Here is an 18913-nt window from a genome sequence, read left to right as displayed (position 1 = left end):
GGCCGGAGGGGCCGCGCCGCGCGCCTGGGAAAGGAGCCGCGTCGGTAGCGTGAGGGCATGACCTCCTTGGGCTTCGAACGCTGCTGCGACGAGATCGTCACCCAGACGGACCTGCTGAGATCACACGTCAAGAACGCCGACATGACGGCACCCGTGCCCACGTGCCCCGGCTGGAACCTGGGCCGGCTCCTGCGCCACCTCGGCGGCCACCACCGCTGGGCCGAGACCGTCGTGCGCACCCGGGCCACGGAGCCGGTCCCGGACGACGTGCTCAACGACGTGTCCGCGTACACCGACGAGGACGCCGCCGTGCTGGACTCCTGGCTGGCGGAGGGGGCCGAGCGGCTGGCGGAGACGCTGCGCGAGGCCGGGCCCGACGTGCGCGTGTGGTCGCCGGCGGACGAGCAGGCGACGGACCGGTCGCCGCGGTTCTGGGCACGGCGGACCACCCACGAGACCGTGGTGCACCGGGCCGAAGCGGCGCTGGCCGTGGGCGCCGACTAAGTGGTGGCCGAGGAGGTGGCGCGCGACGGGCTGGAGGAGTGGCTGCACTTCTCCACGGTGCCGGAGGCGTACGAGGGGGTGCCCGGGCTGCTCGGGCCCGGCCACACGCTGCACTTCCACGCCGACGGGGCGGCGGGGGAGTGGCTGGTGGACCTCACCGGCGAGGCGCCCTCCTGGCGGCACGCGCACGAGAAGGCCGCCGTCGCGGCGCGCGGCCCGATCACGGACCTGCTCCTGTACGTCTACAACCGGCCCGCCCCCGGCATCGAGCTCATCGGCGACACCGCGCTGCTGGAGCTGTGGCGGCAGAGCGCCGGCTTCTGGCTGGAGGCGTAGGGGACGGGGCCGGTGAAACGGGGACAGCGTCAGTGACGGACGGACGCGGCGGCGTGGCACGCGCCGAAACCCTCGGCACGCAGGGCGATCCGCCCGGACTCCACCCGGATCGCCACCTCCGTCATGTCCCGCGGTGCCGCCACTCCCGCAGCCGCCGCCAGCGCCCCCGACTCGTCGAACACCACCCGCAACCGCGGCCACGCCGCCCGCGGGAACGCCTGCCGCAGGCACGTGACCACCTCGGCGAGCACCAGCCGGGCCAGCGGCAGCAGCTCGCCGGGCGCGCTCGTCACCACGACGGCGGTGACCTCGGCCCCGGGGGGCGCCGCGCGTACGGCCTCCTCGGCGGCCGACAGCCGGTGCAGCCCCAGCACCGCCACCACCCCGTCGCGCTCCAGCCGGGCCGGCCCGCCGCTGACCGCGTCCACCGCCCCGCCCGGCGGCGACCAGGCCCCGGCACCCTCCCGCACCTGCGGGAGCATGGGCGCCACCGTCCACCGGTCGCCCAGGTCGAGGTCGGCGAGCTGCTCGCACACCCGGATCAGGTCGAACGGCTCCACGAACCCGGGCGCCGCGCCCGCGAGCTGCCCCGCCCCCTGCAGCACCGTGAGCACAGACTCGGCCAGCCGCACCTGCCGCCCGTCCGGCTCCCCGGGCGCCCGCAGCCGCTCCACGGCCAGCCCGAGCAGGATCGCGTTCAGCCTCATGAGCTGCGCGAACGGCTTCCACGTGGCCTCGTCGGCGAGGATCTCGGGCAGCAGGCCCATGCCCAGCCTGCTCGGGGCGTGCTCGTCGTCGCCCATCAGCGGCAGCCGGGTCGCCCACACCCGTGCCACAGCGGCCAGCGCCTCGCGCACGCTGCGCGCCGGCTCGACGCGGGCCGTCACGGGGGCGCGCTCGGCCAGGTCGGCCAGGACGGCGAAATAGAGCGCGCGCTTGCCGGGAAAGTTGGAGTAGACCGCCCCCCGGGTGAGGTCGGCGCGCTCGGCGATGCCATCGATCTTCGCGTCCCGGAATCCGCGCTCAGCGAACTCCTGCCTGGCCGCAGCCAGCACTTTCGCGCGATTGCGCTCCTGGGCCTCCGCTCTGGTGAGCCGGACCAAGCGTCCTCCTCGTTGCCGTACGCTCTCGGCTCAAGATACCGTGAACATCCAGATGATGGGATCATGCGAAATGCGGAGCGGGGCCATGAACGACGTGCTGGAGATCGACGTGACCGATCCGCGCCGGGCCGGCTGAGGCGCCCGATGGCACGAATCGGCAAGAACGGCGACGCGGTGGGCTGCTCGTTCTGCGGCAAGAGCCAAACCGAGGTGCGCAAGCTCATCGCGGGCCCGCCGACCGTCTACATCTGTGACGAGTGCGTCGGCCTGTGCAACGAGCTCATCACCGAGGAACGCGCGGCGGAGGGCCGCGGCGAGGCCAGGGAGCTGCCCCGGCCGCGCGAGATCCACGACTTCCTCGACCAGTACGTCGTCGGCCAGGACCAGGCCAAGCGCGCCCTGTCCGTCGCCGTCTACAACCACTACAAGCGCGTGCACCGCTCCTCCTCTCCGGGCGGGACCGCGGAGCCGGAGCCGATCGAGCTCGGCAAGTCGAACATCCTGCTCGCCGGGCCCACCGGCAGCGGCAAGACGCACCTCGTACAGACGCTGGCGCGGCTGCTCGACGTGCCGTTCGCGATCGCCGACGCCACCGCGCTCACCGAGGCCGGCTACGTCGGTGAGGACGTCGAGAACATCCTGCTCAAGCTCCTCCAGGCGGCCGGCCACGACGTCGCGCGAGCGCAGACCGGCATCGTCTACATCGACGAGATCGACAAGATCGCCCGCAAGAGTGAGAACCCGTCGATCACGCGTGACGTCTCCGGCGAGGGCGTGCAGCAGGCGCTGCTGAAGCTGCTGGAAGGCACGGTCGCCGGGGTGCCGCCGCAGGGCGGCCGCAAGCACCCGCACCAGGACCTCGTCCAGATCGACACGACGAACGTGCTGTTCATCGCGGGCGGCGCGTTCGCCGGGCTGGAGGAGATCATCGAGCGGCGGGTCGCCCGGCGGGGCGCCGGCTTCAACGCCGTCCTGCGCGACGGGGACGACGACGTGCTGTCCCAGGTGATGCCGCAGGACCTGCTGAAGTACGGGCTCATCCCGGAGTTCGTCGGCCGCCTGCCCGTGATCGCGCCGCTGCGCCCGCTGGACCGCACGGCGCTGATGCGAATCCTGACGGAGCCGCGCAACGCGCTGATCAAGCAGTACCGGCGGCTGTTCGAGCTCGACGGGGTGGAGCTCGAGTTCGACGAGGGCGCCGTGGCCGCCGTCGCCGAGCAGGCGCTGCTGCGCCGCACCGGCGCCCGGGCGGCCCGCGCGATCCTCGAGGAGGTGCTGCTCAACGTGATGTACGAGGTGCCGAGCCGCGACGACGTGGCCCGCGTCGTGGTCACGCGCGACACGGTGCTCGACAACGTCAACCCGACCCTGGTGCCCCGCGGCCACCGCGGCCCGGAACGCCGCGAGAGGTCGGCCTGACGCGATCCGGACGAGGGCCCCGACGACCACCCTGCTCAGGCCGTACTGGCAGCAGGGGCGCGCCGGAGGGTCGGAAGGGCGGTGGGCTCGGGTGGCGTGGAGCCGCACCGCCCGCGGATCCGGGGCGGGGCCTATCCGGCGAGCTTCTCCAGCGGGCGTCCCGCCCCCGGCTCGCCGTCGTCGCCCCACGTCCCCGCCCCGAGCACCACGCCCCGCCGCACGATCTCCACCGTGACGAACTGCGCCCGCCCCGGGTGCCGCCGTACCCGTACGGAAGCCGCGCAGCAGGCCGCCGCTATTTCCCCCGCGAACGCCTCGAAGTCCTCGGCGCAAATGCCGGCCCGGAGCAGAATGAAAGCCCTTTCCCCCAAGTCGGTCGGCGTTATCCAGAGGATCAGCGGAATTCTGTTCTTTCGGGTGTGCATGGACGTCTCCAGGCACACCCGCTGCAGCCGGTGCCGGGAAAACAGGCACCAGAAGTGGCGCCGAATCCATTTGCGGCCGACCGGCACCGTGGCGGGGACCGAGACGCTGCCGGCGAGCGCGATCGGCGCCCACCACAGCCCCTGGCCCACGGCCGCCGCGATCACGAACCCCGCGGCGGCCACCAGCGCGGCCAGCGCCAGCTCCGTACGCCACCGCCACAGCACCACCAGCGACCCGGCCCCCGGCACCGGGTACGCCCCCTCGGCCGGCGCGTACGGGTTGCGGCGCATATTACGCATGGACATGTCGATCAACTCCTGACAGCGGAACGTACTGGTGCTTCCCCGGCCGCGCGGAGCTCCGCGACCCGGGCCGCCTTGAGCGCGTCGAAGCGCGGATCGCGATATTTCCGGGAGCCGAAGCCCGTCTTGGTGACCGTCCACCCGTACCGGCGGGCCCGCTCGTCGTGCTTCGCGTACAGCGCCCGGTCGACGCGGACCAGCCACGCGCTGATCCGGGACCTGATTCGCGATACTCCCTCGGCGACGTCCAGCATTTCGGCCCCCACTTCCCCTCCGTCTCGGCCCTAGCTGAAACCCCTGATATTCGCTCGCAGGTTCACTGCCGTTGTGCCAAGTTTCCCGCGCCCCCGCTAATTCGGCGATAAAGGTGGCTTCCGAGTCCGTGGTTCGGTTTTCCGCACCCGTTGAGCATTCGGGGTGCGGCGGACTACGTTGACGGGGTGACCTCCTTACGGATGGTGATCGCCGAGGACAATTTGCTGGTCCGGACCGGCATCCAGGCGCTGGTCGCGACCGAGGCCGATGTGGCGGTCGTCGGCGCCTGCTCGGGCTACGACGCGCTCATGGCCTGCGTCGACGAGGAGAAGCCGGACGTCGTGGTCTCCGACATCCGCATGCCGCCGACCATGAGCGACGAGGGCATCAGGGCCGCCACGGCGCTGCGCGACACCCATCCGGAGGTGGCCGTGCTGGTGCTGTCGCAGTTCCTCGACCCGAGCTACCTGCTGACTCTGATCGCGCAGGGCAGCAGCAGGCGCGGATACCTGCTCAAGGAGCGCATCGCGGCGCCGGGCGAGCTGATCTCGGCGATCCGCACGGTGGCCTCCGGCGGCTCGTTCATCGATCCGGTGGTCGTGGAGTCGCTGGTCTCGGCCAAGGCCCGCAACGACGCGGGCCCGCTGCGGCAGCTCACGCCCCGCGAGCGCCAGACGCTCGCCGAGGTCGCCGCCGGCCGGTCGAACCTCGCCATCGCGTCCGCGTTCAACGTCTCGGAGCGGGCGGTGGAGAAGTACATCAACTCCATCTTCCTGAAGCTGGGCCTGCGCGGCGACCGTGACACCAACCGGCGGGTCAAGGCGGTCCTGATGTTCCTGGACTCCCCGCCCGGGTGACCGCGACAAAGCCGAAGATAGTGATGGTGGCACCACCGACACGGCGGCGATCCGATGCGACGATCAGGTCTGTGGAGCAACATCTCGTGCGCGTGCTGGTGGTGGACGACCTGCCGTCGTTCCGCCGGGCCGTGGCCGGCGTGATCGCCGTGGCGGACGGGTTCGTGCTGGCGGGGGAGGCGGTCAGCGGCGAGGAGGCCCTGGACTTCATCGAGGACGAGGCCGTCGGGATGGTGCTGATGGACGTGAACATGCCCGGCATGGGCGGCCTGGAGGCGGCGCGCCGGATCCGGTGCCGCCATCCGGACATCACGGTGGTCCTGCTGTCGGTCAACAACACAGAGGATCTGCCTCGTGACGCGATGGTGATGGGGGCTCATTATCGGCACAAGGACCGCTTCGGCCCCGACGAACTGGAGGCGCTGTGGAGCGACGGGGGGCGCGTGAACTCTTAGCCGGCCTGCGGGGGCACGAGATCATCGAGATAGGCGCGCCCGAGTGGGAGCGGCTGCGCACGTACATCCAGGCGGATCTGGCCGGCGTCCTGGTGGCCGTCGGCTGGCTGATCGTCCTGCGGCTCCTGGTGGTGGACGACCCCTGGCTCGTCGTGATCGTGTCGTTGCTGCTGGTCATGGCGGGGTTCCTGGTCCGGGCCGTCCAGCTGATCCACCGGTTCCGGCGCTTCGCCGCGGTCGTGGTGTTCGCGCTGGCGAACTGGATCGTGGCCGTCGCGGTCACCTCGATGGTGCCGTTCGCGCTGTCCACGTTGGCGCTGGCGGTGCTGCTGCCGGTGCTGGTGGCCGTACAGCACATGAACCACGCGCGGCTGGCCGCGATGCTCGGCGCGACCATGCTGGTCGGTACGGCGCTGGTGGTCGTGGGCACCGTGCACGGCGGGGTGGGGCTCGAAGGCCAGGTGCCGCCGGGGGTCACCCACGCGCTGGCGATCACGTTCATCCCGTTCATCACGATCCTGGTGTCGCTGGCCGCCTGGCAGAACCACGGGATGCTGGTCGCCAGGACCGAGGCGCTGCAGGAGTCGCGGGCCCGGCTGGTGGCGGCGGCCGACCGCGAGCGCTGCCAGATCGAGCGGAACCTGCACGAGGGCGCCCAGCGGCGCCTGATGGCCGCCGCCGAGCAGACGCGGGAGGCCCGGCTGCTGCTGGACACCGACCCCGCCCAGGTGGCCCCGCTGCTGGCCCGGCTGTCGGACGACCTGCAGGAGGCCAGCGCCGAGCTGCGCGGTCTGGCGCACGGGATCTACCCGCCCCAGCTCGGCCAGTACGGCCTGGAGACGGCTCTGCGCGCGGTCGCCCAGCACGCCCCGCTGCCCACCACGGTCCGGGCCTTCGGCATCGGCCGCTACCCGCCCGAGATCGAGATCAACATCTACTTCTGCCTCCTGGAGGCCCTGCGGAACGCGAGCCGGCACGCCGGGGACGGCGCCACCGTCACCATCACCCTCCAGGACCGCAACGGCCTGTCCTTCGACTTCCGCGACACCGGCGCCGGCTGCTTCCCCGACGCGATCCACCAGGGCACCGGCATGATCAACATGACCGACCGCCTCGGCGCCATCGGCGGCACCCTCACCATCGACACCCGGCCGGGCGGCGGGATGCGCCTGCACGGGCACCTGCCCCGCGCCGTGCTGGAGAGCGCGGGCGTGCAGCGTGCCGCCGAGGAGCGCGGCGGCGCCGTACGGGCCGCGCTGGAGGCGATCTGGTACGTCGTCGCCCGTCTCTACACCGACCTCCAGCGCAGCACCCACCCGCATCCCCACCAGTACATCGCCACCGGCCTGTGGGCCATCCTCGGCGTCGCGCTGGGAGCCGGCGCGCTCTCCGTCGCGATGTTCCCCGGCGCCCGCATCCCCTGGCTGCCGGCCCTGGCCGCCGGCTGCGGGACGGTGGCCCTGCTGATCGTCCTGGCGCTGCGCGTGGTCAGGCGCGACCGCATCGAGCGGGCCATCGGCGTCTCGGCGGGCATCACCTGGTGCTACGCGCTCGCGCTGACCGCGATGATCCCGTCCGCCCTGCCGTACGCGACGCTGGTGACGGTGTCGCCGGTGCTGCTGTCCGTGGCGTACCTGCCGCGCCGGCGCTTCAAGGTCATCATGGGCTGTACGATCGCCACGGCCGTCGCCGTCACCCTGGCGGGCCGGTTCCTGCCCGGCGTCGGGTTCGAGCGCAACGCCCCCGGCTGGGTCGTCTCCGCGACCGTCATCGTCCTGGTCGTCCTGGGCCTGACCAGGGCCTCCTACCTCGCCTGGCACAACCACGTGATGCTGGTGGCCAGGGCGGAGGCGCTGCAGGAGTCGCGAGGCCGCCTGGTGGCCGCGGCCGACCGCGAACGCCGCCAGATCGAGCGCGACCTGCACGACGGCGCCCAGCAGCGCCTCGTGGCCGCGGCCGTGCAGTCGCGCGTCGCGCAGCGGCTGCTGGCCACCCAGCCCGCCGACGTGAGCCCGCTGCTGGCACAGCTGTCCGAGGACCTGCGCGAGGCCGGGGCGGAGCTGCGCGACCTCGCGCACGGGATCTACCCGCCGCAACTGGCCGAGTCGGGGCTGGAGGCGGCGCTGCGCGCGGCGGTCCGGCACTCCCCGCTGCCGGCCGAGATCCACGCCCACGGCATCGGCCGCTACCCGCCCGAGATCGAGATCAACATCTACTTCTGCCTCCTGGAGGCGCTGCAGAACGCCGGCAAGCACGCGGGCGAGCACGCCACGGTGACCATCGACCTGCGGGACAAGGACGGGCTGTCCTTCGACTTCCGCGACACCGGCGACGGCGCCAGCCCCGACCTGCTCAGGTCCGGGCACGGGATCACCAACATGTACGACCGCCTCGGCGCCATCGGCGGCACCCTCACCATCGACACCGGTCGCGGGGCCGGTCTGCACCTGCACGGGGTCATCCCGGACGCGGCCGCTCCGGTGGCGGGGGACGGGAAGACGTGAAAAGCGCTCTGGTACTGTGACGGTCTCGAAGCGATCGTCCCTGGGAGGTGAGACCCATTACCGCTGTGTCAGGCTGGGTGCTCCCTTCCACCGGCCGCGCGCGGCCCACCGGGATCAGGTGACCGCGGGAGCGCCCATCGGCATCCCGAAAGGCTCCCATGTCGGTTTTTTCATCATCTATCCCTACTTCTGTGATCGTCGCCCGGCTCCGGGCGGCCGGCTGCGTGTTCGCCGAGGACGAGGCCGAGCTGCTCGTCTCCACCGCGCCCACCGCCGGCGACCTGGCCGCCATGGTGGAGCGCCGCGTCGCCGGTGAGCCCCTCGAACACGTGCTGGGCTGGGCGGAGTTCTGCGGCCTGCGGGTGGCCGTGGAGCCCGGGGTGTTCGTGCCCCGGCCGCGTACCGGCTTCCTCATCGAACGCGCCGTCGCCGTGGCGCGGGAGCTTCCCGGAACGCCGGTGATCCTGGACATGTGCTGCGGGACCGGCGCGATGGGCGCGGCGGTGGCGGCGGGTCTGGAGCGGTCCGAGCTGCACGCCGCCGACCTCGATCCGGCCGCGGTGCGCTGCGCCCGGCGCAACCTGGCCGGGGCGCACGTCCACGAGGGCGACCTGTACGACCCGCTGCCCGCCACGTTGCGGGGCCGGGTGGACGTGCTGATCGCCAGCCCGCCGTACGTGCCGTCGGAGTCGGTCGGGTTGCTGCCTCCCGAGGCGCGGCTGCACGAGCCGCTGATGTCGCTGGACGGCGGCGCCGACGGGCTCGACGTCGTGCGACGGGTGATCGCGCAGGCGCCCGGCTGGCTCGCCCCCGGCGGCCACCTGCTGGTGGAGACGAGCTCCCGCCAGGCGGCGGCCACGGCCGAAGCGGTGACGGCCGCCGGCCTGACGGCCCGGGTGGCGACCTCCGACGAACTGGACGCCACCGCGATCATCGGCACCCATCCCGCCTGATCCCCGACCACCGCCCCGACCACCGCCCCTGGCTGGTCACGGCCGCCCGCCCGGGGTGCAGCCCGATTCCCGGGCGAGGAGCTTAGCGGTGTTAAGGTGGGCCGCGATGGCACAGAAGGGACTGGCGCGCGACACGGTCGTGCGCGCGGCGCTCGAACTGCTCGACGAGGTCGGCCTGGAGCGCCTGTCCGTGCGCCGCCTGGCCGCCCGCCTGGGCGTGCAGAACCCGGCCCTCTACTGGCACTTCCGCGACAAGCAGGAGCTCCTCGACGAGATGGCCCGCGAGCTGCTGGCCCCCGACATGGGCGGACCCGGCGAGGGCGAGTCGTGGCGGGAGTGGCTGACCCGCCGCGCGCACGCCTACCGGCGCATGCTGCTGAGCCACCGCGACGGCGCGCGGCTGGTCACCGGCAGCGACCCCGGACCCGGCGTGGCCCGCCGCTTCGAGGACGAGCTCGCGATCCTGGCCGGGCTCGGGTTCACGCCGGAGCAGGGGCTGCACGCGATCGCGTCCATCAGCCACTACACCCTCGGTTTCGTCCTGAACGAGCAGGCCCGGCGCGAGCGCCAGGAGCGCGGCGAGACGCGGGAGCTCGCCTCCTACGCCGACTTCCCGCTCACCGTCGCGGCCGTCAGGGCCGGCGGCGCGCCCACCAGCGACGAGGCGTTCGCCCGTGGCGTGCGGCTCATCGTCGACGGCGTGGCGGCCTCCCTCCGCCCCCAGTAAACCGCCCAATAGCAGGACGAACCCGGTCCCGGGTCTCCATAATCGACGATCATCCGTCGGTGGAGGAGGAGACAGCGGGTGCGCAAATCAGCGATGGTCGCCGTCATGCTGGTGAGCATGGGACTTCCCGCGGGGAAGGCGGTCGCGGCCCCGGGGGACTACTGGGTGGCGGGAGGGGACCAGACGGGCCGGCGGCTGATCGCGTTCGATCCGGCGGTGGCCGACTGGAACAGCCCCTCCGCCGTGAAATGGACGTGGCAGCCCAGCGTGACGACCGGCCGGTTCACCGCGGACGAGGTCTCGGCGTTCGGGCTCATCGCCGACTTCAAGCTGCGCGAGCGCCCGTCGGGCGAGCGGAGCGTCGTGGTCGCGGCCGGCGGCAGCCGGGGCATCGCGGCGATCGTCTCCTACCCGGGCGGCGTGCGGCAGTGGGCGCGGATCCTGCCGGGCAACCTGCACGCCGCCGAGCTGCTGCCCGACGGCAACATCGCGGTGGCCGCCTCCACCGGGGGCTGGGTCAGGGTGTACGCGTCCTCTCAGGGCCCGAACGCGGCCGCGTACGCCGAGTTCCCGCTCGCCGACGCGCACGCCGCCCTCTGGGACCCCGCCATCAGGCGCCTGTGGGTCATCGGCCAGGACCCCGTCACCAGGCAGCACATCCTGACCGCGCTCGCGGTCGAGGGCACCCCGGCGCGCCCGGCGCTGCGCGAGGACACCCAGCGCCGCAGGGCCCTGGAGACCCCCGGCGGCCACGACGTGTACGCCTACGCCCACGACACCGGCAAGCTCTGGGTCACCACCGGCTCGGCCGCCTACCTGTACGACAAGGCGACCAGGATCTTCACCGCCGCACCCGCCGGGGCGAACCGGGGCGCGGTCAAGTCCATCGGCAACCAGCCCTCGGGCCAGATCGTCCAGACGAGGGCCGACGCCGCCAAGACGCCGCCCGGGTCGTGTACCGCGAGCACGTGGTGCACCGACACCGTGGACTTCTTCTCGCCCTCCATGACCCGCAAGCGCACCGGCGCGGCCTTCTACAAGGCGCGGGTGTGGAGCCCGTACTACAGCGTCGTCGACCGGCCGCTGCGCGGCACCGTCCGGGACCGGGTCCGCGCCGCCTCCGGCGCGTGGGACGCGGGCACGGCCGAGGTCGACGGCAACGGCGGCATCTCCGGTGCGGCGGTGGCGGCGCTGCCCGACGGCGGCCTGCAGGTGCTGACCGTGGTGCCGGGCAGCGGGGTGTGGAGCCGGGGCCGCAGCCCCGCGGGCGTGTGGGACGAGCACGCCGTCAGGATCGACGGCAACGGCGACATCACGGACGTGGCCGCCGCCGCCCTGCCCGGCGGCGGCCTGCAGGTGCTGACCGTCGTGCCGGGGTCGGGGGTGTGGAGCCGGGGGCGCGGCGCCTCGGGCGCGTGGGACGCGAGCGCGGTGAAGATCGACGACAACGGGCTGGTCTCCCGGGTGTCGGCCGCCGCGCTGCCGGACGGCTCCGTGCACGCGCAGACCGTGGTGCCTGGGGCGGGGGTCTGGAACCGTACCCGTGACCAGGCCGGGACCTGGGCCGCGAGCTCGGTGCGGATCGACGGCGAGGCGGCGGTGGCCGCGATCTCGGCCGCGGGCCTGCCGGACGGCACCCTGCACGTGCAGACCGTCGTGCCGGGATCGGGAGTGTGGAACCTGCGCCGCGCCGCGGCCGGGACGTGGGACGCGAGCGCGGCCAGGATCGACGCCAACGGGTCGGTGAGCGCCGTGTCGGCGGCCGGCCTGCCGGACGGCGGCCTGCGCGTGCAGACGGTCGTGCCCGGCTCCGGGGTCTGGGACCGCGGCCGCACCGCCTCGGGCGTTTGGGAAGCGAGCGCGACGAGGATCGACGCCAACGGCAGCGTCCTGGACGTCTCGGCGGCGGGGCTGCGGGAGGGGTCGCTGCACCTGCTCACGCTGCCCGACATCGCCCAATGATTTGCCCCTTTTGCAGTGCGGCATGCGGGTTCTTTGCTCGTGGACTTCGCCGGTGATTCGCGCTTTTATTTGCTCCGTCGATTTTCCTGACGGAGGAACAAATGACTCGTACGCGGAGAACAATGGAAATCGCCGTCGCATTCGCGTTGGTGGTGAGCGCCGCTCCACCGGCGGTGGCGGCGCCGCGGGAGCCGGTGCGGATCACGCGGTTCCTCGGGGAGCAGCGGATCCCGTACATGACGAGGTTCGAGGGGACCGTCGTGGGCGGCCTGTCCGGGATCGACCGGGATCCGCGCACCGGGACCTGGTATTTCATCTCCGACGACCGCGCCCGCTACAACCCGGCCCGCTTCTACACCGGCCGGCTGGACATCGACCGGGTGACGGGCGGCTTCACCGGGGTTCGGCTGACCGGCGTCAAGACGCTGACCAGGCCCGACGGGACACCGTTCCCCGGCTACGGCCAGGCGGAGTCCGCCGACCCCGAGTCGATCAGGCTCGACCGGTGGAGCGGGCGGCTGCTGTGGGGCGACGAGGGCGACCGGCCGGACACCCGAAACCCGAATATTCCGATTTCCGGCGCCGCGGTGCGCGGAATGGATATGAACGGGCGCCAGGTGGGTGAATTCCCGATCCCGCAGAATTTGCGCCTGACGGGCGAGGAGACCGGGCCGCGGCGCAATTCCGGATTCGAGGGGCTGGCCGTCTCGGCCCGGGCCATCACCGCCGTGACCGAGGGGCCGCGCTTCGAGGACGGCCCGGTGCCGACGGCGGAGCGCGGCTCGGCGACGCGGCTGACCGTGTGGAACCGCCAGGGCCGCCCCCGCGCCCAGTACGCCTACCCGCTCGACCGCCTGCCCGCCCCGCCGAACCCGCCGACCGGGCAGGCCGACAGCGGGGTGTCGGAGCTGCTGCCCATCGACGAGTTCCGCTACCTGGCGCTGGAACGCTCCTGGATCGAGGGCGTGAACTACCGCGTCAAGCTGTACGAGATCGACCTGCGCGGCGCCACCAACGTCCTGGACCGCGGCTCCCTGGCACACGGCGGCGCCTACCGGCCGGTGACCAAGCGCCTGGTCCACGACCTGGGCGACTTCCGGCCCCCGGTGCAGAACCTGGAGAGCATGTCCTGGGGCCCGCGCCTGGCGAGCGGTGAGTGCACCCTGGTGATCGGCTCGGACGACAACTTCGACGAGCGCGAGGTGACGCAGTTCATGGCGTTCGCCACCACGGGCTGCAGCTGACGCCCCTCACATGCCGTGGATGCGGCGGCCGGTGATCTGGTGGGGGACGATGCGGATGTAGAGGTGCCGCTCGCCCCCCGCCCATGGGGTGACCCCCGCCTCGGCCAGGTCGCCCGCCTCCTCCGGCGACACGTGGTGCGCCGCCCCCTGCACCAGCACGCTCCACCCCTCCCGGTTGGCCTCGTCGATCATGTCGATCTCGAAGGCGATCATGATGTCGACGCCTTCCAGCCCGGTACGCAGGTCCTTGTCCATGGCCCCGCCCACGGCGGTGCGGAAGACGATGGCCCCTTCGTGCATCTTGTAGTTGACGGGCATCACGGTCGGCCCGTGCGAGCCGTTGAACGCCACCCGCCCGATCCCGCCCGGCTCGATCAGCCGCCGGCACTCCGTGTCCTCCAGCGTCTCCAGCGTGGGATGCGCCATGGCGGGGCCGTGCCCGGGCGGGCGGTCCTGGCCACCGCCCAGCAGGTCGTCCACCGTCGTCCCGAGGGCGTCCGCCAGCCGGTAGAGAGCCCCGGTGTCGGGGGTGTCGGCGTTCTCCTCGAGATATTTCAGGTAGCCCGGCGACATCTCCGCCCGCGCGGCGACCTGCTCGCGGGTCAGGCCGAGCCGCTCGCGGTGGTGGATGACGCGGCGGCCGAGATCACCGGTGCGTGTCATGATCTTTTCTCCTCGCATATAGGTACGGCACGGGGTGCCGTTGACTCGTGCCTCGTCGCGTTCGGCGTCGATGAAGATCCGGCGCCCCCGGTAGTGGATGGGCATCGACACGACCCCGAGCGCCCCGGGCAGCAGCGGGTCCAGCCGCAGCCCGTCCCGCCGCAGCTCCAGGCCCAGATAGCAGCGCTGCAGCAGGTCCAGCGTGCCGCCCATGGCGCCCAGGTGGATCCCCTCCGCCGTGGTGCCGCCCTGGACGTCCTTCATGTCGCTGTACAGGGCCTCGATGAAGAACTCCCAGGACCGCGGCCGGTTGGAGCGGGCCAGCACCCAGGCGTGCACGACCGCGCTGAGCGTGGAGCCGTGGCTGGTGCGCGCCAGGTAGTACGAGATCGTCCGGGAGACCAGGCCGGGATCGACGGGGTAGCCGAGCCGCTCCAGGATGGTGGCCAGCCCGTCGCCCGGCAGCAGGTAGCACAGCATGAGGGTGTCGGCCTGCTTGGAGGCCTTGTACTTGTTGACGTCGTCGCCGTCGGCCTCCAGCGCCCGGTCCAGGCGGCGCACCCCGCGATAGCGCTCCCAGTCGAGCTCCAGCAGGTCCCCGTAGCCGGTGAACTGGCTGATCACGCCGTCGTGGAAGTCGACCCGCAGGCGGCGGCCGACGTCGTCCCAGCGGGCCAGCTCCTCCGCCCCGGGCGCCAGGTGGGGGACCAGGGCCGCGGTGTCGGCGGCCCGCGCCATCAGCCACGCGGTCATGACGTTGGTGTAGGCGTTGTTGTCCACGCCCGGCAGGGCCGCGCCCGGGTAGGCGTCGTGGTACTCGTCGGGCCCCATGACCCCGCGGATCTCGTAACGGCCGGCCACCTCCTCGGCCAGCGAGGCGAAGAACCGGGCGATGTCCAGCAGCAGCTCGCCGCACCACGACGGCATCGAGCCGGTGGCCAGGTAGTGCTGCCACACGTTGTAGGCGATGGCCAGGCCGACGTGGCGCTGCAGGCGGGAGTGGTCCGGCAGCCAGCGCCCCGAGGCCGGGTTGAGGTGCAGGGTCTGGGTCTCCTCGCGGCCGTCGCTGCCGCTCTGCCACGGGAACATCGCCCCCTCGTGGCCGAGCTCCCTGGCGGCGTCCCTGGCCTCCGGCAGCCGCCGCCAGCGGTAGCGCAACAGGCCGCGCGAGATCTCCGGGAAGCGCAGGTCCAGCCACGGCTGCACGAACAGCTCGTCCCAGAACACGTGCCCCCGGTACGCCTCCCCGTGCAGGCCGCGGGCCGGCACCCCGGCGTCGAGGTCGGCGGTGTGCGGGGAGAGCGTCTGCAGCAGGTGGAAGATGTGCAGGTGGACGACCTGCGACAGGTCCGGGCCGTCCACGTCGAGCCGGGCCTGGCGCCACAGCCGCTCCCAGGCGGCCTCGTGGCGGGCCAGCAGCTCCTCGAAGGGCGGCGCCCGGCGTACGTGCCGCAGCGCCGACGAGCGGGGGTCGTGGGTGGCGGGGTCGCGCGAGGACGTCAGCGCCACGATCTTCGTGAACCTGGCCGGTGCGCCCTCGGCCAGGTCGAGCACGTGGTCGGAGGCGATGTGGTCGGTGCCCAGCGACGGGCGGGCGGCAGGGGCGTCGGCGTCGACCCTGGCCGCCAGCGCCACGACGACGTGGGAGGAGCACGTGCGCGCCGTCAGCCAGGCCAGGTCGTCCTCCGAGCCGGTGGCGTGCCCGGTGAGGTGGTCGCCGCGCAGGTCGCGGTAGCGGGCCACGCCGTCGTTCGCCACCCGGCCCTCCAGCGTGGCGCGCACGCGCAGCGGGCCCGACCAGTTCTCGGCGGTGAAGGTGGTCTCGAGCGCCGCCAGGTAGGGGTCGGCCATCGACACCAGGCGGCGCTGGCGTACCCGCGTGACCCGGCCGTCGCCGTCGCGCCAGCGCAGGTCGCGCACCAGCACGCCGCGCCGCAGGTCCAGCTCGTGCCGGTAGAGCGGCAGGTCGGCCCGCTCGGGCCGGAACCAGCCGGACCCCGGCGTGGCGAACGTCAGCGGCAGCCAGTCCGGCAGGTTGACGATGTCCTCGTTCGTCACCGTACGGCCGGCGACCACCGTGTCCAGCCGGTCGTAGCAGCCCGCCAGGTACGTGCCCGGCGTGCGCGGCTCGCCGTCCGGGGTGGCGCCGCGCGTGGCGAACCGGCCGTTGCCCAGCGTGCACAGCGCCTCGCGCAGCCCCTCGCCGGCCGGGTCGAAGCCCTCGTAGACCAGCGTCCAGGCGTTCATCGCCGCCCCACGGGCACCCGCCCGGCGACGTCGGCGTCGGCCAGGTCGGTGACCACCGCGTCGGCCCCGGCGGCCAGCATCGCGGCGGCCTGGGTGCCGCTCCGGTCCACGGCGACCACCGCCCCGAAGCCGCCCCGGTGCCCGGCCTGCACGCCCGGCAGCGCGTCCTCCACGATCGCCACCTGCGCGGCCGGCAGCTCCAGCCGGCGCGCGGCCTCCAGGAACAGCGCCGGCTCCGGCTTGCCCGGCAGCCCCAGCGCGGCCGCGTCGTTGCCGTCCACCAGCACGTCGAACAGGTGCATCAGCCCCGCCGACTGCACGACCGCGCGGCAGTGGCGGCTGGCCGAGACCACCCCGGTACGGCAGCCGCGCCGGTGCAGCTCGTGCAGCAGCACGACCGTGGAGGGGAAGGCGGCCACGCCGTGCGCCTCGATCTGCTCGACGAACAGCGCGTCCTTGGCCAGCCCCAGCCCGCGCACGGTCGGCGCGCCCGGCTCGTCGTCCGGGCCGCCCTCGGGCAGCGAGATGTCGCGCGAGGCCAGGAACGTGCGCACGCCGTCCAGCCGCGGCCGGCCGTCCACGTGGGCCAGGTAGTCGGCGCGGATGTCGAACGGCGCCGAGCGTCCCCGCAGGAACGCGTCGAAGACGTGCTTCCACGCCGCGGCGTGCACCCGGGCCGTGTCGGTGACCACGCCGTCGGTGTCGAAGACGACGGCGCGCAGGCTGGTCAGGTCGAAGGTGGCCATGTCTGGACGCTACCCGCGCAGACGCCACCCAGCCATGGTGCCCGGCCCCCGCCGCGCCGGGGACCTCCGGTCCGCCCGCCGCCCCACGGGGTACGTCTTCATCGTCAGGCCGCCCCACCCCGGGAGGATGCGCATGAGAGTCCTCGTACGAGCCCTGTCTCTGCTGGCCGTCCTCGGAGCCGGCCTGGCGGGCTGCGGGGAGGCGGACACGCCCCGGGCACGAGCCACCCCGCCGGCCGCACCCTCCGCCGCCGCCCCGAGCACGCCGCAGGCGCCGCCCACCCCGCGCGAGACCCTGATCGCCGGCCACTACCGGCCGCTGTGGCCGTTCTCCGGCCCCGGCGAGGTCGCCGCCTGGCAGCGCGCCTACCAGGCGGACGGCCGCGAGGCGTGGCACCTGGACGCCGCCCGCACCGCGATCGCCTTCACCCGCGACTTCCTCGGCTTCACCGAGATCGACCAGGCCGTCAAGACGGTGCGGGACGGCGAGCACGCCCGGGTGCACGTCGGCTTCCGCAGCGAGGAGGGCCCCCGCCCGCTGGTGGCCGCGGTCGTGCACCTCATGCGGTACGGCAGCGGCAGGAACGCCCCCTGGGAGGTGGTCGGCACCGACGACACCACCCTCACCCTGACGAAGCCCGGCTACGGCGCCACCGTCGGCTCCCCGCTGACCGTCGGCGGCCGGATCACCGGCGTCGACGAGAGCATCCGGATCGAGGTACGCCACCCCGGCTCGGCCACGCCGGTGGGGGAGCGGTGCTGCCTGGGCGCCGGAGGCGAGAACGCGGCCTGGTCGGCGAAGGTCTCCTTCACCGCCGAGCCGGGCAGGACGCTGACCGTCGTGGCCTCCACCGGCGGTCACGTGGCCGCCGTCGAGCGCTTCGCGGTGACGGGCGTGAGCCTTCCGTCGTAGCGGCTGGCTAGCATTCCTGGGCATGGAACTGCGGCAGCTCGAATACCTCGTGGCCGTGGCCGAGGAGGGCGGCTTCACCAGGGCCGCCGCCCGGCTGCACGTCGCCCAGCCGGGCGTCAGCGCGCAGATCCGCCAGCTGGAGCGGGAGCTGGGCGAGCCGCTGTTCGACCGGTCCGGGCGCGCGGTGCGGCTGACGGCGGTGGGCGAGGCCGTGCTGCCGTACGCGCGGGCCGCGCTGGCGGCGGTGTCCGGGATGCGGCTGGTCGCCGACGAGTTCACCGGGCTGCTGCGCGGGCGCGTGGTGATGGGCGGGGTCTCCGCACCCTCGGTGCTCGACCTGCCGGGCATGCTCGCCGGCTTCCACGAGCGCCATCCGGCCGTGGAGATCTCGCTCGTGGAGAGCGACCCCGAGGCGCTGCTCGACGGCATCGTGACCGGGCGGCTCGACCTCGCCCTGCTCGGGCTCGGGGCTCCGCTGCCACCGGGCGTCGAGGTGCAGATCGTCGTGGACCAGCGGCTGGTCGCCGTCGTGCACCGCGGGCACGAGCTGGCCGGCGCGGAGTCGATCGCGGTGCCGGAGCTGAAGGGCCTGCCGCTGATCAGCCTGCCGACCGGCACCGGCCTGCGGGCGGCGCTGGAGGAGGCGTGCGGGCGGGCGGGGTTCGCGCCGCACGTGGCGTTCGAGGCCGGCGAGCCCTACGTGCTGGGGCAGCTGGCCGCGCGCGGGCTCGGCGTGGCCGTCCTGCCCGAATCGGCGGTCGCCGCCGCCGCGTCCGAGCTGCACGTGCTGGCGGTGACGGAGCCGAGCATGCGCGGCCGGATGGGCGTGGTGTGGCGGGAGGGTGGCCGGCAGAGCCCGGCGGCCAGGGCGTTCATCGAGCATGCCCGCCGCCACCTGCCCGACCTGGCCACCGGCGGGCCGTGCGGCTCTCTCCCCTGACGGACTCCCCTGACGGACTCCGCTGCCACGAGGCGCCGCCTGCCGGGCCGGGCTGCTAGTTTGTGAACGCGCATTCGGTAAACCGTCCCGCGGGAGGGCGAGCATGGGCAGGCCGCGCACGACCAGCGACGAGGCGATCCTCGGTGCCACCGCCCGCGCGATCGGGCGGCACGGGCCGCAGGGCCTCACGCTGGCCGCGGTCGCCCAGGAGGCCGGGCTGTCCCCGGCCACGCTGGTGCAGCGGTTCGGGTCGAAGCGGGGGCTGCTGCTGGCGTTCGCCGCCCACGCCGCCCGGACGGCCGGGGAGCCGTTCGAGCGGGCGCGGCAGGAGCACGGCTCGCCGCTGGCGGCCCTGAG

General features: G+C 73.5%; 18 protein-coding genes. 13 read left to right on the top strand and 5 right to left on the bottom strand.

The genetic code is table 11. The annotated features are described in order from the left end of the window. The first annotated feature begins 57 nt into the window (after window positions 1-57). Entirely contained in the window at window positions 58-504 is a 447-nt protein-coding gene (locus tag ACTWPW_RS39210; protein ID WP_443171648.1) for a maleylpyruvate isomerase N-terminal domain-containing protein, read from the top strand. Next, window positions 505-840: a hypothetical protein gene (locus ACTWPW_RS39205; protein ID WP_443171647.1), complete on the top strand. Its 336-nt coding sequence runs from the start codon at window positions 505-507 to the stop codon at window positions 838-840. Window positions 841-869: 29 nt separating this feature from the next. Here ACTWPW_RS39205 and ACTWPW_RS39200 read toward each other — a convergent pair whose 3' ends face one another. Next, a complete protein-coding gene (locus ACTWPW_RS39200; protein ID WP_443171646.1) occupies window positions 870-1943 on the bottom strand; it encodes a TetR/AcrR family transcriptional regulator in 1074 nt (357 codons plus the stop codon). A gap of 144 nt (window positions 1944-2087) precedes the next feature. Here ACTWPW_RS39200 and clpX point away from each other — a divergent pair, with 144 nt between their 5' ends. Beyond that, window positions 2088-3362 carry an ATP-dependent Clp protease ATP-binding subunit ClpX gene (gene clpX / locus ACTWPW_RS39195; RefSeq protein ID WP_375112067.1) on the top strand — a complete coding sequence of 425 codons (1275 nt, stop codon included), beginning with the start codon at window positions 2088-2090 and terminating at the stop codon, window positions 3360-3362. 131 nt (window positions 3363-3493) lie between these two features. Here clpX and ACTWPW_RS39190 read toward each other — a convergent pair whose 3' ends face one another. Continuing rightward, window positions 3494-4093, bottom strand: a complete 600-nt coding sequence (locus ACTWPW_RS39190) for a hypothetical protein (RefSeq protein WP_443171645.1) — start codon at window positions 4091-4093, stop codon at window positions 3494-3496. Between the two features lie 5 nt (window positions 4094-4098). Then, complete coding sequence (locus ACTWPW_RS39185) at window positions 4099-4356, bottom strand: hypothetical protein (RefSeq protein ID WP_375112069.1); 258 nt, start codon at window positions 4354-4356, stop codon at window positions 4099-4101. A gap of 174 nt (window positions 4357-4530) precedes the next feature. On the opposite strand from ACTWPW_RS39185, the gene ACTWPW_RS39180 reads away from it, so the two are divergent. The 7 genes from ACTWPW_RS39180 (at window position 4531) to ACTWPW_RS39150 (ending at window position 13047) form a co-directional block, all read left to right on the top strand. After that, window positions 4531-5202 carry a response regulator transcription factor gene (locus tag ACTWPW_RS39180; RefSeq protein ID WP_375112070.1) on the top strand — a complete coding sequence of 224 codons (672 nt, stop codon included), beginning with the start codon at window positions 4531-4533 and terminating at the stop codon, window positions 5200-5202. A gap of 71 nt (window positions 5203-5273) precedes the next feature. After that, complete coding sequence (locus ACTWPW_RS39175) at window positions 5274-5657, top strand: response regulator transcription factor (protein WP_364133036.1); 384 nt, start codon at window positions 5274-5276, stop codon at window positions 5655-5657. Beyond that, on the top strand, window positions 5627-8161 hold the full coding sequence (locus tag ACTWPW_RS39170; RefSeq protein ID WP_443171644.1) for a sensor histidine kinase: 2535 nt from the start codon (window positions 5627-5629) through the stop codon (window positions 8159-8161). The genes ACTWPW_RS39175 and ACTWPW_RS39170 overlap by 31 nt, the downstream gene beginning before the upstream one ends. Before the next feature lie 158 nt (window positions 8162-8319). Then, complete coding sequence (locus tag ACTWPW_RS39165) at window positions 8320-9114, top strand: putative protein N(5)-glutamine methyltransferase (RefSeq protein ID WP_443171643.1); 795 nt, start codon at window positions 8320-8322, stop codon at window positions 9112-9114. Between the two features lie 106 nt (window positions 9115-9220). Beyond that, window positions 9221-9841: a TetR/AcrR family transcriptional regulator C-terminal domain-containing protein gene (locus ACTWPW_RS39160; protein ID WP_443171642.1), complete on the top strand. Its 621-nt coding sequence runs from the start codon at window positions 9221-9223 to the stop codon at window positions 9839-9841. A 78-nt stretch (window positions 9842-9919) separates the two neighbouring features. Further along, on the top strand, window positions 9920-11803 hold the full coding sequence (locus ACTWPW_RS39155) for a DUF6528 family protein (RefSeq protein ID WP_443171641.1): 1884 nt from the start codon (window positions 9920-9922) through the stop codon (window positions 11801-11803). A 122-nt stretch (window positions 11804-11925) separates the two neighbouring features. Then, complete coding sequence (locus ACTWPW_RS39150) at window positions 11926-13047, top strand: esterase-like activity of phytase family protein (RefSeq protein WP_443171640.1); 1122 nt, start codon at window positions 11926-11928, stop codon at window positions 13045-13047. 6 nt (window positions 13048-13053) lie between these two features. Here ACTWPW_RS39150 and ACTWPW_RS39145 read toward each other — a convergent pair whose 3' ends face one another. After that, on the bottom strand, window positions 13054-15957 hold the full coding sequence (locus ACTWPW_RS39145; protein ID WP_443171639.1) for a pyridoxamine 5'-phosphate oxidase family protein: 2904 nt from the start codon (window positions 15955-15957) through the stop codon (window positions 13054-13056). Further along, the gene (locus ACTWPW_RS39140) at window positions 15954-16703 is read right to left on the bottom strand and encodes an HAD family hydrolase (RefSeq protein WP_443171638.1); all 750 of its coding nucleotides are present in this window, start codon (window positions 16701-16703) and stop codon (window positions 15954-15956) included. The genes ACTWPW_RS39145 and ACTWPW_RS39140 overlap by 4 nt, the downstream gene beginning before the upstream one ends. Before the next feature lie 133 nt (window positions 16704-16836). Here ACTWPW_RS39140 and ACTWPW_RS39135 point away from each other — a divergent pair, with 133 nt between their 5' ends. The 3 genes from ACTWPW_RS39135 to ACTWPW_RS39125 all read left to right on the top strand — a co-directional run. Continuing rightward, window positions 16837-17616 (top strand): hypothetical protein, encoded by a 780-nt coding sequence (locus ACTWPW_RS39135; protein WP_443171637.1) that lies wholly within the window; start codon window positions 16837-16839, stop codon window positions 17614-17616. A 22-nt stretch (window positions 17617-17638) separates the two neighbouring features. After that, a complete protein-coding gene (locus ACTWPW_RS39130) occupies window positions 17639-18556 on the top strand; it encodes a LysR family transcriptional regulator (RefSeq protein ID WP_443171636.1) in 918 nt (305 codons plus the stop codon). Between the two features lie 103 nt (window positions 18557-18659). After that, window positions 18660-18913: helix-turn-helix domain-containing protein (locus ACTWPW_RS39125; protein WP_443171635.1), on the top strand; the 254-nt coding region annotated here is incomplete at its 3' end.

It is taken from the genome of Nonomuraea sp. KM90, from assembly GCF_052246675.1.
GTDB lineage: Bacteria > Actinomycetota > Actinomycetes > Streptosporangiales > Streptosporangiaceae > Nonomuraea.
The sequence above is the reverse complement of the archived record's forward strand: the minus strand, read 5'-3'. Positions and strand labels throughout refer to the sequence as shown.

Coding starts and splice junctions, on each gene's coding strand:
- ACTWPW_RS39210 (WP_443171648.1), top strand. CDS start 58: ATGACCTCCTTGGGCTTCGAACGCTGCTGCGACGAGATCGTCACCCAG.
- clpX (WP_375112067.1), top strand. CDS start 2,088: ATGGCACGAATCGGCAAGAACGGCGACGCGGTGGGCTGCTCGTTCTGC.
- ACTWPW_RS39190 (WP_443171645.1), bottom strand. CDS start 4,093: ATGTCCATGCGTAATATGCGCCGCAACCCGTACGCGCCGGCCGAGGGG.
- ACTWPW_RS39165 (WP_443171643.1), top strand. CDS start 8,320: ATGTCGGTTTTTTCATCATCTATCCCTACTTCTGTGATCGTCGCCCGG.
- ACTWPW_RS39160 (WP_443171642.1), top strand. CDS start 9,221: ATGGCACAGAAGGGACTGGCGCGCGACACGGTCGTGCGCGCGGCGCTC.
- ACTWPW_RS39150 (WP_443171640.1), top strand. CDS start 11,926: ATGGAAATCGCCGTCGCATTCGCGTTGGTGGTGAGCGCCGCTCCACCG.
- ACTWPW_RS39145 (WP_443171639.1), bottom strand. CDS start 15,957: ATGAACGCCTGGACGCTGGTCTACGAGGGCTTCGACCCGGCCGGCGAG.
- ACTWPW_RS39140 (WP_443171638.1), bottom strand. CDS start 16,703: ATGGCCACCTTCGACCTGACCAGCCTGCGCGCCGTCGTCTTCGACACC.
- ACTWPW_RS39135 (WP_443171637.1), top strand. CDS start 16,837: ATGAGAGTCCTCGTACGAGCCCTGTCTCTGCTGGCCGTCCTCGGAGCC.
- ACTWPW_RS39130 (WP_443171636.1), top strand. CDS start 17,639: ATGGAACTGCGGCAGCTCGAATACCTCGTGGCCGTGGCCGAGGAGGGC.